15 protein-coding genes and 1 other RNA gene are annotated in these 14,526 nt (G+C 31.4%); 9 read left to right on the top strand and 7 right to left on the bottom strand.

Translation table 11 applies throughout. The features are described 5' to 3' along the window. Positions 1-29 precede the first annotated feature (29 nt). From AX016_RS10795 to AX016_RS10785, 3 genes are read left to right on the top strand one after another with little or no spacing between them, the layout of a single operon-like run. Positions 30-2,402, top strand: a complete 2,373-nt coding sequence (locus AX016_RS10795) for a TonB-dependent receptor (RefSeq protein ID WP_100895618.1) — start codon at positions 30-32, stop codon at positions 2,400-2,402. A 14-nt stretch (positions 2,403-2,416) separates the two neighbouring features. Next, positions 2,417-3,229 carry a DUF4249 family protein gene (locus AX016_RS10790; protein WP_100895617.1) on the top strand — a complete coding sequence of 271 codons (813 nt, stop codon included), beginning with the start codon at positions 2,417-2,419 and terminating at the stop codon, positions 3,227-3,229. A 17-nt stretch (positions 3,230-3,246) separates the two neighbouring features. Further along, positions 3,247-3,483: a DUF6095 family protein gene (locus AX016_RS10785; RefSeq protein WP_100895616.1), complete on the top strand. Its 237-nt coding sequence runs from the start codon at positions 3,247-3,249 to the stop codon at positions 3,481-3,483. Positions 3,484-3,557: 74 nt separating this feature from the next. On the opposite strand, the gene rny is transcribed toward AX016_RS10785, so the two are convergent. The 4 genes from rny to AX016_RS10765 all read right to left on the bottom strand — a co-directional run bounded on the left by rny (position 3,558) and on the right by AX016_RS10765 (position 5,949). Further along, positions 3,558-5,129 (bottom strand): ribonuclease Y, encoded by a 1,572-nt coding sequence (gene rny / locus AX016_RS10780; RefSeq protein WP_100895615.1) that lies wholly within the window; start codon positions 5,127-5,129, stop codon positions 3,558-3,560. A 46-nt stretch (positions 5,130-5,175) separates the two neighbouring features. Then, positions 5,176-5,286, bottom strand: a non-coding RNA gene (ssrS, locus tag AX016_RS10775) — 6S RNA. 59 nt (positions 5,287-5,345) lie between these two features. Beyond that, positions 5,346-5,642 (bottom strand): cell division protein ZapA, encoded by a 297-nt coding sequence (locus tag AX016_RS10770; protein WP_100895614.1) that lies wholly within the window; start codon positions 5,640-5,642, stop codon positions 5,346-5,348. 16 nt (positions 5,643-5,658) lie between these two features. Next, positions 5,659-5,949: a hypothetical protein gene (locus AX016_RS10765; protein ID WP_100895613.1), complete on the bottom strand. Its 291-nt coding sequence runs from the start codon at positions 5,947-5,949 to the stop codon at positions 5,659-5,661. Positions 5,950-6,145: 196 nt separating this feature from the next. On the opposite strand from AX016_RS10765, the gene AX016_RS10760 reads away from it, so the two are divergent. Next, the gene (locus tag AX016_RS10760; RefSeq protein WP_100895612.1) at positions 6,146-7,837 is read left to right on the top strand and encodes a M23 family metallopeptidase; all 1,692 of its coding nucleotides are present in this window, start codon (positions 6,146-6,148) and stop codon (positions 7,835-7,837) included. A gap of 312 nt (positions 7,838-8,149) precedes the next feature. Next, positions 8,150-8,803, top strand: a complete 654-nt coding sequence (locus AX016_RS10755) for a hypothetical protein (RefSeq protein WP_100895611.1) — start codon at positions 8,150-8,152, stop codon at positions 8,801-8,803. Here the strand turns inward: AX016_RS10755 and AX016_RS10750 are convergent. Then, positions 8,800-9,948: a cysteine desulfurase family protein gene (locus tag AX016_RS10750; RefSeq protein ID WP_100895610.1), complete on the bottom strand. Its 1,149-nt coding sequence runs from the start codon at positions 9,946-9,948 to the stop codon at positions 8,800-8,802. The two genes, AX016_RS10755 and AX016_RS10750, sit on opposite strands and share 4 nt — an antisense overlap. Positions 9,949-10,060: 112 nt before the next feature. On the opposite strand from AX016_RS10750, the gene AX016_RS10745 reads away from it, so the two are divergent. Beyond that, on the top strand, positions 10,061-10,567 hold the full coding sequence (locus tag AX016_RS10745) for a hypothetical protein (protein WP_100895609.1): 507 nt from the start codon (positions 10,061-10,063) through the stop codon (positions 10,565-10,567). Positions 10,568-10,573: 6 nt separating this feature from the next. Here AX016_RS10745 and AX016_RS10740 read toward each other — a convergent pair whose 3' ends face one another. Beyond that, positions 10,574-11,119, bottom strand: a complete 546-nt coding sequence (locus AX016_RS10740; RefSeq protein ID WP_100895608.1) for a Smr/MutS family protein — start codon at positions 11,117-11,119, stop codon at positions 10,574-10,576. 112 nt (positions 11,120-11,231) lie between these two features. Here AX016_RS10740 and AX016_RS10735 point away from each other — a divergent pair, with 112 nt between their 5' ends. From AX016_RS10735 to AX016_RS10725, 3 genes are read left to right on the top strand one after another with little or no spacing between them, the layout of a single operon-like run. Further along, a complete protein-coding gene (locus AX016_RS10735) occupies positions 11,232-11,531 on the top strand; it encodes a DUF2752 domain-containing protein (protein ID WP_100895607.1) in 300 nt (99 codons plus the stop codon). An 18-nt stretch (positions 11,532-11,549) separates the two neighbouring features. Continuing rightward, positions 11,550-11,876, top strand: coding sequence for a CCC motif membrane protein (locus AX016_RS10730; RefSeq protein ID WP_100895606.1), 327 nt, complete (start codon positions 11,550-11,552; stop codon positions 11,874-11,876). A gap of 9 nt (positions 11,877-11,885) precedes the next feature. Then, complete coding sequence (locus AX016_RS10725; RefSeq protein ID WP_330400351.1) at positions 11,886-12,197, top strand: CCC motif membrane protein; 312 nt, start codon at positions 11,886-11,888, stop codon at positions 12,195-12,197. A gap of 77 nt (positions 12,198-12,274) precedes the next feature. On the opposite strand, the gene recQ is transcribed toward AX016_RS10725, so the two are convergent. Further along, entirely contained in the window at positions 12,275-14,476 is a 2,202-nt protein-coding gene (gene recQ, locus AX016_RS10720) for a DNA helicase RecQ (RefSeq protein WP_100895604.1), read from the bottom strand. Between the last annotated feature and the right edge of the window lie 50 nt (positions 14,477-14,526).

Raw genomic sequence — 14,526 nt, 5'->3', positions numbered from 1 at the left:
GGCTATTTTTACAAAAAACCACACCAACTATGCACAGACCCATTGTCTGCTTTTTAATATTTTTGTTCGCCTTTACAGCAACTAAAGCTCAAGAAAAAATTACTTTATTTGGAACCATTACAGAAGCCTCTAGTAATGAAACACTAATTGGCGTATCTATAGCAGTACCAGAATTACAAACAGGAGTTATTACTAATGAATACGGGTTTTACTCCTTAACTTTACCTAAAGGAAACTACACAATAATTGTAAGCTATATTGGTTTTAATGACATTAAAAAAGAAATAAATTTAACCAAAGACACTACATTAAATCTTCAACTTAATGAAGCCGTTGAGCAGTTAAACGAAGTTATACTTACTGAAGACATTGAAAAAATTAGTATTAGAAAACCACAAATGAGTGTAAACTCGCTCTCATCTAGCAGTATAAAAAAAATACCCGCAATTTTAGGAGAGGCAGATGTGCTAAAATCAATTTTACTACTACCTGGAGTTACTAGTGGTGGCGAAGGAGCATCTGGATTTAATGTACGTGGTGGATCTGTAGATCAAAATTTAATCTTATTAGATGAAGCTACTATTTACAACTCATCACATTTATTTGGTTTCTTTTCCGTTTTTAATCCTGATGCCATAAAAGATTTAAAGCTATACAAAGGTGGCATACCAGCAAAATATGGAGGTAGAATTTCATCTGTACTAGATATTTATCAAAAAGAAGGAAATAGCAAAAAATTTAAAGCTAATGGTGGTATGGGTATAGTATCTAGCAGGTTACTACTAGAAGGGCCATTAAAAAAAGATAAAGGTGCTTTTTTAATTGGTGGTCGTAGCTCATACGCTCACTTGTTTTTACCCTTATTAGATAATGACAACAAGGCGTATTTTTACGATTTAAACACTAAACTTAATTACAAAATAAATAAAAACAATAACATATACTTATCTGGTTACTTTGGTAGAGATGTCTTTAGTATTGCTAATAGTTTTGAAAATACATACGGTAACTCTGTAATTAATTTAAGGTGGAATCATTTATTCTCAGATAAACTATTTAGTAATTTATCCTTAATTTACTCAGACTACTTTTACGGATTAGAACTAGATTTTGTTGGCTTTAAATGGAACTCTGGAATACAAAATTTTAATCTTAAATACGATTTTAAAAATTACATTTCTAATGACTTAAAGTTAAATTACGGAGTAAACAATACTTACTACAGATTTAATCCTGGAGAAATAAAACCAAACCGAGGCGATTCTGGCATTCTAACTAATAAATTAACAGACAAATATGCTAACGAGTTTGCCGCTTATATAGATGCAGAACATAAAGTCACCAACAACCTAACACTACAGTACGGCGTACGTTGGAGTCATTTTACCAGACTTGGTCAAGATGAACTTTTTATATATGAAAACGACCAAGCTGTAAATTTTAATACCGATTTTCAGATATACGAGAGTGCAGAACCTATAGGTAAAGAACGCTTTAAAAGGTCTGCACAAATTACCACATTTAACAATTTAGAACCAAGACTAGCATTATCATATGCCTTAAACAATAACAACTCTATAAAAGCCAGCTACAACCATATGACTCAGTACCTACATTTACTTTCTAATACCAGCTCCCCTACTCCTTTAGATGTATGGTCTCCTAGCGGAAAATATATAAAACCACAAATATTAGATCAGTACGCAATAGGTTACTTTAAAAACTTTAAAAACGATAGCTACTCTTTAGAAACTGAAGCTTATTACAAAGATGTAAAAAACAGAATAGATTATATAGATGGCGCAAATTTAATTGCTAATGATGCTATAGAGCAAGTAATTTTAAATGGCAAAATGAGATCTTACGGATTAGAATTTATGTTTAAGAAAAATAGCGGTAAATTAAACGGCTGGCTATCCTACACTTTATCTAAGTCCGAACAACAAACTCCACCTAGAACAGTTAATGAAACAGGAATTAACAATGGTAAATGGTACACCACATCATTTGATAAAACTCACGATTTATCTATAAATGCAAGTTATAACATAAATGACAAATGGAGCTTTAATAGCAATTTAATATACCAATCTGGGCAACCTACAAATTACCCAATTGGGCAATTTGAATACAAAGACTTAAGTATTCCTATTTATGGAGACCGTAACAATCAACGTCTACCAAGCTACAATAGGTTAGATATATCTGCCACACTAACTCCTAGAAAAAATAAAAACAGAAAATTACAAGCACAATGGGTATTTGGCATATACAACGTTTATAACCGTAAAAATGCTGCTTCTATTAATTTTTCCAGAAATGAAGACACTGGAAACAATGAAGCCTTACGTACCTCAATATTTGGTATAGTACCATCTGTAACTTATAATTTTAAATTTTAATAATAATAATAATAATGAAAAAGTTAGCATACATTATACCACTTTTATTATTTTTTGGATGCGAGGATGTTGTAGACATAGATGTACCAAGCACAGAACCAAAATTAGTTATAGATGCTAGTTTTGATGTATACACTACAGAATCTCCTGTAAGAACAGATGGCTTTGTAAAATTATCTTTAACAACAGATTATTTTGCTAATGAAAACAAACCAGTAAATGATGCAAATGTTACAATTACAGATTTAAATTCTGGTACTTTATATCCATTTACCTCCAATGGTAACGCAGGCTATTACCAATCTACAACAAATAACTTTACTCCCGAGTTTAACAAAACATACCAACTAAATGTTGTGTACAACAACAATACATATACTGCAGAAACAACCCTAATACCCAGTGTAGCTATTGACAATGTTGAACAAGGAGACGCTACACTTTTTGATGAAAACGATACAGAGTTAATTGTTTCTTTTACAGATGATGCTAGCAGAGAAGATTTTTATGTTTTTGATTTAGATTTTGGTGAATTTTTAACCACTTCAGATGAATTTTTTCAGGGAGAGACATTTAAATTCTCTTATTTTTATGATGATCTATCTTCTGGCAAGGAAGTTGTTATAAAGTTAAATGGCGCAGATGAACAATTTTATAATTATATGGATTTAATTTTAGCTCAGAGTGGAGAAAGCTCTGGAGGACCATTTCAAACAACACCAGCTACTATTAGAGGCAACATAATTAATACCACAAATGAAGACAATTACGCCTTAGGATATTTTAATTTATCTGAAACATACGAATATACAATTACTATAAATTAATAAATACCATTATACATATGCCCACAACACAGTCTGACTCTTTTTACAAAAGCATTAAGTTTTTTGGGTTAACAATATTACTTATGTTTTCTGGCCCTGGAGCAATATACGAAGCTTTTAAAAATGAAAATCACCCTTTATATTTACCTGTGCTTATACTTGGCTTTATATTGTCTTTAGCTGCTATGGGTTTATTTTTATACAGTTTACGCTTAATGATGCATGCCATTTTTGGCAATAAAAAGAATAATTAAAATCTAAAATATTAAGCATTAAAAAAGCCTCCATTTAGGAGGCTTTTTTAATATTATACTATGTAGTTAAAAAATTACTTAGCAACGTTAACAGCTCTAGTTTCACGTATTACAGTAACTTTTACTTGTCCTGGATATGTCATATCTGTTTGTATTTTTTGCGAAATCTCAAAAGATAATTCAGCTGCTTTGTCATCATTTACTTTTTCACTCTCTACAATAACACGCAACTCTCTACCCGCTTGTATGGCATATGCTTTTTGTACACCCACAAACCCAAAGGCAACTTCTTCCAAATCTTTTAAACGCTGTATATAAGAGTCTAAAACTTGTCTTCTTGCACCTGGTCTAGCACCACTAATAGCATCACAAACCTGTACAATTGGAGCAATTAATGTTTTCATTTCAATTTCATCGTGGTGAGCACCAATTGCATTACACACATCTGGCTTTTCCCCGTATTTCTCTGCCCATTGCATACCTAAAATAGCGTGTGGAGTTTCTACCTCTACTTCTGTATTTGGTACTTTACCTATATCATGTAATAAACCTGCTCTTTTAGCTGTTTTAGGGTTTAAACCTAACTCTGCTGCCATTACACCACAAAGCTTAGCAACTTCTCTAGAGTGTTGCAGTAAGTTTTGCCCGTATGAAGAACGATATTTCATACGACCTACAGCCCTAATTAACTCTGGGTGTAAACCGTGAATACCTAAGTCTATAATTGTACGCTTACCAACCTCTACAATTTCTTGTTCTATTTGTTTTTCTGTTTTACGCACAACCTCTTCAATACGTGCTGGGTGTATACGGCCATCTGTTACTAATTTATGTAAAGATAAACGTGCTACTTCTCTACGCACAGAATCAAAACAAGAAAGTATAATTGCTTCTGGTGTATCATCAACAATAATTTCTACTCCTGTTGCAGCTTCTAAGGCTCTAATGTTTCTTCCTTCTCTACCAATAATACGTCCTTTTACATCATCAGACTCAAGGTTAAAAACAGATACGCAGTTTTCTACAGCCTCTTCTGTACCTATACGTTGTATGGTATTTATGATAATTTTTTTAGCATCTTGTTCTGCAGTAAGCTTAGCTTCTTCCATTGCAGTTTGCATAAACGCCATAGCATCTGACTTTGCAGTTTCTTTTAAAGAATCTACCAATTGCTCTTTTGCTTCATCTGCAGATAAACCAGAAATTACTTCTAATTGCTGCACTTGATTTTTATGTAGTTTATCTAACTCAGACTGTTTCTTTTCTAAATAGTCATTTTTATGATCTACAGATTGTAATTTAGACTGCAATTGATCATTTAATTTTTTCCCTTTTGCAAGCTCATTACTTACTTGAGACTCTTTATCTCTTGTACGCTTTTCTGCTTCGGACATTTTTTTGTCCTTTGCAATAATAACTTTTTCGTGTTCTGCTTTAAGTTCTAAAAACTTTTCTTTTGCTTGTAATATTTTATCTTTTTTTATGCTTTCACCTTCTGTCTTAGCATTTCTTAAGATTGACTCTGCTTCTAGTTTTGCACTTGCTATTGTTTTAGAGGCTTTGCCTTTCTCTAAAAATTTGGCTATCATAAAACCAATTGCTAAACCTACTATAGCTCCTACAATTATAAATGTAATATTCTCCATGGTTGTTTATATATATTAAAAAACCCACATTGGGGGTGTTTTGTACAAACTCCTATAAAACAGGATTAGGGCTAACAGCATGATCAAGGATCCTTATACTAGTAAGGCTTGCTTTTACAAACTAAACTCACCCTTTAAAAACAAATTAATGTTGAGTTTGTCAAAAAAATACCAATGTGGGCAGTAACTTAATGTTATGTAATGAACGTATTTGTACTATATAGAGCTTAGCTTAGAATCTACAATACTCTCCAAAGCTTTTAAACGCTCTGTCACCTCTGTTGTATCTTCTTGTTTATCAATACTTTTTTGTTCTATTTTAGAGGCAAACTGCAAGGCACACATTGCCAAAACATCTTGTTTATCTCTAACGGCATAGTTTTGCTCAAACTTTTTTGCTAACTGCTCTATATTTTTTGCAGCTTTACGTAAACCTTCTTCCTGACTAGGATCTATAGTTAATGGGTAAACCCTGTCTGCAATAGAAAGTTTAATTTTTAGCTTTTCTGCCATAAGTATTAATATTACACTATTCAGCTAGTTGAGCAATACAATGATCTAACTCTCTAATTAATGTATTTATTTTAAGCTTTGCTTCTGTTTTATTCTTATTACTGCCTAGCATAGAATTTGCAAGTTTAAGAGCATTGTACTTTTCTTCCCAATCTAAAACTAAATTAGAAGTAGCAGCTTGTTCTTTTTTAAGCGATAGTAATTCTCCATACAACCTACTATTAGCTTGCTGTAATAACTCCATTTTATGAAGTAGCTTGCTAACTTTGTTTTCTAAAGAATCAACAATTTCAACTAATTCGCTCATTTACAAAAATCGATGCATTTATCACAAAGTTAACATAGAATAAACTACTTCGCAATACTTTTTTCAATTATTCTTGTAAAGAATTAAATCTTAGCACTTAACCTCTTGTAATAAGGTGTTTTGTAATTTTTAAGACGTATTAGTCTTTTTCAATTAAGCGGGATTGGTTATTTTCGTATCAACTTTAACAATACATATGAGAATTTACGCATTTATAGCTGCATTATTTTTACTTACTTCTGTTAACGGACAAGAAAAATATCCACAGAACAAATTTCAATCTCCTTTAGACATTCCTTTAATATTAGCTGGTAATTTTGGTGAGTTACGCTCTAATCATTTTCATTCTGGTATAGATATTAAAACCCAACAAAGAGAAGGTTTAGCTGTTTACGCCATAGATGATGCCTCTGTTACACGTATTAAAATATCACATTGGGGCTATGGCAAAGCTCTATACATTACACACCCTAGTGGTTACACATCTGTGTATGCTCATTTGCAAAAATTTTCTCCAAAAATAGAAGAGTATATAAAAAAAATACAATACAAAAAACAGTCTTACCAAGTAGAAACTTTTCCTGATTTTGGTGAGCTAAAAGTTAAAAAAGGTGAAGTTATAGCTTATTCTGGTAATACGGGAGGTTCTTCTGGACCACATTTACATTTTGAAATTAGAAGCAACACAACCAGTAAACCTACAAATCCGCTTTTGTATGGCTATGATATTAGAGATGCAACAGACCCTACAATATTAAACCTTTACGCCTATCCTTTAAGTGATAATGCACAAATAAACCGCAACGCAGACAAAACACAGTTAAAATTTAAAAGGCAAGCAGATGGGTCTTATTTAGCAGATAAAGTGTATGCTGCTGGTACCATAGGAATTGGCTTTAATGGATATGACAGGCAAGATATGGCTGCAAATAAAAACGGTATTTATTCTATAGAACAACAAGTAAATGGTAAAACCTATTCTAAGTTTAAATTTAACACTTTCTCGTTTGCAGAGTCTAGATATATTAACACTTTAATAGACTACCAACACTACGGAAAATACAGTCAACGTATTGTAAAATGTTTTAAAGAGCCTAGTAATAAACTTAGCATTTACTCTGACTTACATAATGATGGAAAAATAACTGTAAATAATGGTCTTAGCTACAATGTAGTATTACTTTTAAAGGACTGGGAAGATAACACAACTAAAATTATTATTCCGGTTGAAGGTAAAGTACAAGAATTAAAATCACCTAAAAAAATAGAAATTACAGATAACTATCTAATTGCAAAAAAACCAAATAACTACAATTTAGATGGCGCCAAAGTATATTTCCCTGCTAATACATTTTATAAAGATTTTTATATAGATTTAGAAAAAGGTGCAGATACTGTAAAAATTCATAATGGTGAAGTTCCTGCTCACCGTAACTTTACAATTACTTTTGATGTTAGTAAATATTCTGCATCAGAAAGAAAAAAACTTTTTATAGCAAGACTAAATAGCAGAAAGCAACCAATACACGCTACAACATACAAAAGAGGAAATACATTTACAACAAGAACAAAAAACTTGGGCACATACACACTTGCTAAAGACACAATAGCACCCGTAATTACTCCTAAAAACTTTAAAGCAAAACAATGGCTTAATAATTACAAATATTTAAGCCTTAAAATTGTTGATGACTTAAGTGGAATTGACACCTACAACGCTTACTTAAACGGAGAGTGGATTTTAATGAGCTACGAGTATAAAACAAATACAATTACATATAATTTTGATGATAAAATTCTTGATAAAAAAGAGTGTAATTTAAAAGTAGTAGTAACAGATAATGTAGGCAACTCTAAAACTTATGAAACTACTTTTTTCAGAAAATAAACTTCCTAATACCAACTTTAAACATAGTTAAACCAATAATTAAACAGATTAGCATAAATATAACAGTAGATTAAATTAGTATAAGCGTGTAGATTTAGGAATTTCATATATTTTTGCAAGCAGAAACTCAATTATAAAAAGAGTGTGTTTAATTGATTAAAAAAACACTGTTATCACAAAAATTTTAAGCCTTTTAACATACAATTACTCAAACCAAAACTAGAGATACGTAAAGCAACTAGTCATTTCTGATTATAAAAATAGAGTTTTTTAAACTCAATATACAGGAATGCAATTTTAGAGAATACAAAAATGAAAAAAACATTACTTTTTATACTATTATTATCTTTTTGTGGAGTTAATGCACAAAAAAACATTTATGAGAATCAGCATTTTGACGCCATTAGTAAAGACCATAAAATACTTGCCATTATACCTTTTTTAGCCAATTTAGAGTTAAAAGATGACATTACAGATGAAGAGCTAAATGCTTTAAAAGAAAAAGAAGGCTATGCAGTACAAAATGCATTAGAAACTTATTTTTTAAGAGGTAAAAAGAAAAAGAAGTACGCAGTAGAGTTTCAGAACATAAAAAATACTAACGCCCTATTAGCCAAAAACAACATTACATTTAAAAACATAGATATACACACTACAAAAGAATTAGCTAAACTTTTAAATGTAGACGGAATTATAAGCGGTAATATTGATTTAAACGTACTACTATCTAATGGTGTTTCTACATCTTTTAATTTCTTTGATTATTTTGATGGAAACGCCAATTACGGGCGTATTGGAATAAAAGTCAGTGACGGAGATTCTGGTAAATTACTTTGGAAATACGAAAAGGAAATTAACAAGAAGACTGGTAAAAACACCATAGATCTAATTGATGGTATGATGAAAAAAGCTACTCGTAAATTTCCTTATGATAAAGAAAGAATTAAAAAGAGCAAGAAAAACTAGCTCTCTATAAATTCTTTTAAAACTTGTATTGTATAATCTAACTCTTGCTTAGTATTGTACTTAGAAAAAGAAAAACGTACTGATGGTTTTTGCAAATCTTCAGCAGATAAAACCTCTGTTAACACGTGAGACCCTAAGCTACTACCAGATTGGCAAGCACTACCTTTAGAACAACCAATACCTTTTAAGTCTAAATGAAACAAAAGCATTACCCCTTTTTTCTCATCTACAGGTAAGTTTACATTTACCAATGTATAGGTACTTTTTTCTATATCACCAGATAACCCGTTAAATTTTACTTCTGGAATTTCAGTTTTAATTTTATCTATAAAATATTGCTTCAACTCTGTTACGTATGCTTTTTCTTCTGTTAAGTTATCATAAGACCTAACAAAAGCCTCTTCTAAACCAACTATATTATGATAAGGTTCTGTACCTGCTCTAAATCCACGTTCTTGAGAACCACCAAAAATTAAAGGCTTAATATTTTTATCCTTTTTAATATAAGCAAATCCAATACCTTTTGGTCCGTGAAACTTATGTGCTGCTGCTGTTAAAAAATCAATTGGAGTTTGTTGCACATCCCAAGTATAATGACCTACAGATTGTACTGTGTCTGAATGAAAAAGTGCATTATGTTCTTTACACAATACACATACAATATCTATATCTAATTTATTACCTATTTCATTATTAACGTGCATAAGACTTACTATTTTTTTAGTATCATCTTGTATTAGTAATGTTTTTAAATGTTCTAAATCTGGATTACCACTGGCATCTAAATTCACATAATGTAAAGCAATACCATACTCTTTTTCTAATTCTTCTACTGTGTGTAAAACGGCATGGTGTTCTATTTTTGATGTAATAATAGTACGCACCTCTAAATCTCTAACTGCTGCACGTAAAATCATATTATCTGCTTCTGTACCACCTGAAGTAAAAATAATTTCTGCCGGATGAGCATTTAAGTACTTTGCTATTGTTTTACGCGTTTTTTCTATAGCAGTTTTAGCTGTTCTACCAAAACTGTGTGTAGAAGATGGGTTTCCGTAACATTCTCCTAAAGCATCTTGCATTTTTGCAATAACTTCCTCTCTAACCTGTGTTGTAGCTGCGCTATCTAAATAAACTTTTTGCATCAGAATTTATCAAAAATTATAATCCCCCAAAAATAGGGGATTTAAAATTAAATAATTCTAAAAAACGTTAAAAACTACAACTAATCAAAAGAAAAACTTTTACATTTGGAGTATGAAGAAATATTTCCTTTTTAGCGCACTTTTTATATTATTATCTTGTAGTGATGGTGACTTGCAAATTGAAACTTTAGACTTTAGTACTGTTGCTGCTCAAAACTGTGGTACACTAACTGTTGATACTAATTTATTTTTTAAAATAAATAGCAATGAGGCTTTAATACTAACATTAGCATCTGGCTTATTAAAAAATGAAGCTTCTACCGAGGAAATAACAAGTACCATACCAACAGCATCTAAACTAGCATACAGAACTTTTTCTGGAACTGTTACCAGCAATTACTTTTGTGATTCTCCACCACCTGCAACACCTAGTGTAGCTGAAGAAATTAATGCCACAGCAGGTACTGTTACTATAAATACTGTCGCCGGAGAAACAGCTGGTACTTTTGTACACACCATAAAACTTAAAGACATTACATTAGATACAGGTGATGGATCACGTATTACAAATTTAAATATTGAAGATTTTGCAGTGATAACAACTACTGTTCCTCAATAATAAATTTTAATTCTGATAAATATAAACTTCGGTAGCTCCTAATCCGTATTTTTGATAATCTGCATCGTAAAATTTTAAATTATCATATTTATTAAACAGGTATTGCAATTCTTCCTTAAGCACTCCCTCACCCACTCCGTGTATAAAAACAACTTTTTGTATTCTTTTTTGAATAGCAAAGTTTAATTGGCGTTTAGCAGTTTCTAGCTGTAAATTAAGCATATCAAAATTACCCATTCCTTTGCTAGACTTTACAAGCTGATTAATATGTAAATCAACTTCCATCTTGGGAATATTACGCTCTTTTGGTTTTATAGCAGGCTTATTTTTACGTTTTGGTTGTTCCTTTTCTTGTTTAATTTTAGCTACTTCATAATTAGATACTCTTATTGTATCTGCATTTGCAATTTTAATTAGCTCTTTCTCTAGATAAGATATTTCAAAACCCAAATCAGTTTCAATAGTAATATTACCACCAACTACAGCAGTAACTACCCCAGAAATAGTGTCATCTAAAACCTCTACCTTATCACCAATGTTAAAATTTTTCATACCTAATATTTACATCTTTTATCCTTTAATTTTTAAAAAATAATAAGACGTTTATTTTCTTTCCACAAAAATAGTAGTATTTTTCCAGTTCAAAAATAGATTACAAGCCTAAATGCTGCTACCAAGACTAGAATTTAATATTAATGAATACATGCTTCCTTGTATGAACAAGAAGCTTTTAGGTGTAGACTGCCCCGGTTGCGGTATACAAAGATCTATAGCATTAATATTACAAGGAGATTTTAGTGGTGCTTTTCAAATGTACCCAGCAATCTATTCTCTGTTATTTTTATTTGCGTTTGTAGCAGTAAACTATTTTTACAAAATAAAGAATGCAAGCAGAATAATAACTGCCTTAGCCATTATTAATGTCTTATTAATATTGACTAATTATATATATAAATTTATTTAACCAATTACTTTTAAAATTATGGAACAAGAAAAATTACCAAATGGCACAATGATTATAGTATTAGGCGTACTAGGTTACTTATGCTGTTGTTTAGCAGGTTTGGGTATTATACCGTCTGCTATTGCTTACTTTATGGCAACTAAAGCCGAAAAAATTTATGCTGAAAACCCTGACGGATATGACAATGCCGGACAAATTAAAACAGGTAAGATTGTAGCATTAATAGCTGTTATTTTAAACGTATTAATGATTATTAGATGGGTTTATGTTATTGCAACTGGCGGTCTTGAAGAAGGTATGAACCAATGGCAAGATGTTATGGACCAAATGGAAGCTGGACAATAAATTAAAATTATGAAAGAAGAATTACCAGGTGCTAGTAGCGCCTTAACAATGGGAATATTAAGTATTGTATTAACACTTTTTTGTTGTGGACCTTTTGGTGCTATATTTTCATTTATTGGTTTTGCAAAAGCAAAATCTGCAAAAAAATTATTTGAAGAAAATCCTGACAAATATATAAGCGTAGATAGTGCCAATACTGGTAGAATACTATCTATAGTTGGCTTAGTACTAGCTTGCGTAATATTATTATTTACTATTCTTTACTTTGGAGTAATAATTGCTGCTATAACAGCAGGAAGTATGGATGGTGTGCAATACTAAATTATTCTTAAATATTAATTATAAAAAAATCCCAAAACTTAGGTTTTGGGATTTTTTACTTTAAACTTATTCTTAAACTAGTTAGCTACTTCGCTAATAAATTTTATTCTGTACAAACGTAACTCTTCATCTTCATAGTCACCATCAAACTCCTCTATAGCAGTATCTATATTATCTGACTCTGCTTCTAAAAAGTAATCATGTATTTCCTCTTGTTGGTCTTCATCTAAAGTTTCATCTACCCAATAAGTAATATTTAGTTTTGTACCACTATATACTATTTGTTCCATCTCTTTTATCAGCTCTGCTAACTCTAAACCTTTAGCGTCTGCTATATCTGTTAATGGCAACTTACGGTCTACATTTTGTATAATGTATAATTTTAAAGCTGAATTTGCACCTGTACTTTTAACAACCAAATCATCTGGACGAACAATATCATTATCATCTACATATTTTGTAATAAGTGCTAAAAATGGTTTTCCATATTTTTTTGCTTTACCTTCACCTACACCGTGTATGTTAAGCATATCCTCCATATTAATTGGATACTTAAGCGCCATATCCTCTATAGATGGATCCTGAAATACTACAAACGGAGGTACACCGTGTTTTTTAGCTTCGGATTTTCTTAATTGCTTTAATAACAACGATAATTCTTTATCTGCTACACCGCCTGAGCTTTTTGCTGCACTAACAATAGCATCATCATTCTCTTGACTGTACACATGATCTTTTGTCATTAAAAAAGTAGTAGGGTTTTTAACGTAATCTGCTCCGGCTGGAGTTACACGTAAAATACCGTATTGTTCTATCTCCTTTTTTAAATAACCAGCTACTAATGTTTGGCGTATTAAAGCCATCCAGTAACCAGCATCTTTATCTTTACCTATGCCAAAAAATGGTTTTTCATCTGTTTTATGAGATGATATTAATGCATTTTTTTTACCTATTAAAGTATTTACTATTTCTTTAGACTTAAATTTTTCTTTAGTTCCCTGTACAACACCTATAAGTTTAGCCACATTTTCTTTAGCTTCTACTTTTTCTTTTGGTGTGCGGGTATTATCATCCATATCTGCACCTTCGCCATTTACCTCGTCAAATTCTTCTCCAAAATAATGAAGAATAAATTTTCTACGAGACATAGATGTTTCTGCAAAACCAACAACTTCTTGTAGTAGTGCATTACCAATTTCTTGTTCTGCAACCGGTTTACCAGACATAAACTTCTCTAACTTTTCTATGTCTTTATAAGAATAAAAAGCCAAACAATGCCCTTCTCCTCCATCTCTACCTGCTCTACCTGTTTCTTGGTAGTAACTCTCTAAACTTTTAGGAATATCATGATGTATTACAAAACGTACGTCTGGTTTATCTATACCCATACCAAAGGCAATAGTTGCAACCACAACATCTACCTCTTCCATTAAAAACATATCTTGGTAACGAGATCTTGTTTTTGCATCAAAGCCAGCATGGTAAGGCACTGCACTAATACCATTAACTTGTAACACTTGCGCTAATGCTTCAACTTTTTTACGGCTTAAACAATAAATAATTCCTGATTTACCAATGTTTTGTTTTACAAAACGAATTATATCAGCCTCTATATTTAATGTCTTTGGTCGTACTTCATAAAACAAATTAGGCCTATTAAATGAAGCTTTAAAAAGTTTAGCATCAGTAATACCTAAGTTTTTAACAATATCTTCTTGTACTTTTGGTGTAGCTGTTGCTGTTAAACCTATCATAGGAATATCATCTCCTAACCTACCAACAATGCTTTTTAAGTTTCTATACTCAGGTCTAAAATCGTGTCCCCACTCAGATATACAATGAGCTTCATCTACTGCAACAAAAGAAATTTTTACAGATCTTAAAAACTCAACATACTCTTCTTTTATTAAAGATTCTGGAGCTACATATAACATTTTAGTTACACCATTTACAATATCTTCTTTAACCTCTTTTACTTGCGTTTTGGTTAATGAGGAGTTTAAAACGTGTGCTATACCGTGCTCAGAAGATATACCACGAATGGCATCTACTTGGTTTTTCATCAAGGCAATCAAGGGAGAAACTACAATAGCAGTACCCTCTTGCATTAGAGCAGGTAATTGATAGCAGAGAGATTTCCCTCCGCCAGTAGGCATTATTACAAATGTATTATTACCTTGAAGCAAGTTATTGATAACATCTTCTTGAAGACCTTTAAACTTATTAAAGCCAAAAAACTTTTTTAAGGAAGCATGCAAATCAATCTTAGAATTACTCATAGTATATTATAATGGTTGTATTCCTGTTTTTATAAAATAAATTTCAAGAT

The organism is Cellulophaga sp. RHA19 (assembly GCF_002813425.1).
GTDB lineage: Bacteria > Bacteroidota > Bacteroidia > Flavobacteriales > Flavobacteriaceae > Cellulophaga.
Note: the sequence above shows the minus strand (reverse complement) of the source record. Positions and strands in the feature narration are given on the sequence as shown.

Coding starts and splice junctions, on each gene's coding strand:
- AX016_RS10795 (WP_100895618.1), top strand. CDS start 30: ATGCACAGACCCATTGTCTGCTTTTTAATATTTTTGTTCGCCTTTACA.
- AX016_RS10790 (WP_100895617.1), top strand. CDS start 2,417: ATGAAAAAGTTAGCATACATTATACCACTTTTATTATTTTTTGGATGC.
- AX016_RS10785 (WP_100895616.1), top strand. CDS start 3,247: ATGCCCACAACACAGTCTGACTCTTTTTACAAAAGCATTAAGTTTTTT.
- rny (WP_100895615.1), bottom strand. CDS start 5,129: ATGGAGAATATTACATTTATAATTGTAGGAGCTATAGTAGGTTTAGCA.
- AX016_RS10770 (WP_100895614.1), bottom strand. CDS start 5,642: ATGGCAGAAAAGCTAAAAATTAAACTTTCTATTGCAGACAGGGTTTAC.
- AX016_RS10765 (WP_100895613.1), bottom strand. CDS start 5,949: ATGAGCGAATTAGTTGAAATTGTTGATTCTTTAGAAAACAAAGTTAGC.
- AX016_RS10760 (WP_100895612.1), top strand. CDS start 6,146: ATGAGAATTTACGCATTTATAGCTGCATTATTTTTACTTACTTCTGTT.
- AX016_RS10755 (WP_100895611.1), top strand. CDS start 8,150: ATGAAAAAAACATTACTTTTTATACTATTATTATCTTTTTGTGGAGTT.
- AX016_RS10750 (WP_100895610.1), bottom strand. CDS start 9,948: ATGCAAAAAGTTTATTTAGATAGCGCAGCTACAACACAGGTTAGAGAG.
- AX016_RS10745 (WP_100895609.1), top strand. CDS start 10,061: ATGAAGAAATATTTCCTTTTTAGCGCACTTTTTATATTATTATCTTGT.
- AX016_RS10740 (WP_100895608.1), bottom strand. CDS start 11,119: ATGAAAAATTTTAACATTGGTGATAAGGTAGAGGTTTTAGATGACACT.
- AX016_RS10735 (WP_100895607.1), top strand. CDS start 11,232: ATGCTGCTACCAAGACTAGAATTTAATATTAATGAATACATGCTTCCT.
- AX016_RS10730 (WP_100895606.1), top strand. CDS start 11,550: ATGGAACAAGAAAAATTACCAAATGGCACAATGATTATAGTATTAGGC.
- AX016_RS10725 (WP_330400351.1), top strand. CDS start 11,886: ATGAAAGAAGAATTACCAGGTGCTAGTAGCGCCTTAACAATGGGAATA.
- recQ (WP_100895604.1), bottom strand. CDS start 14,476: ATGAGTAATTCTAAGATTGATTTGCATGCTTCCTTAAAAAAGTTTTTT.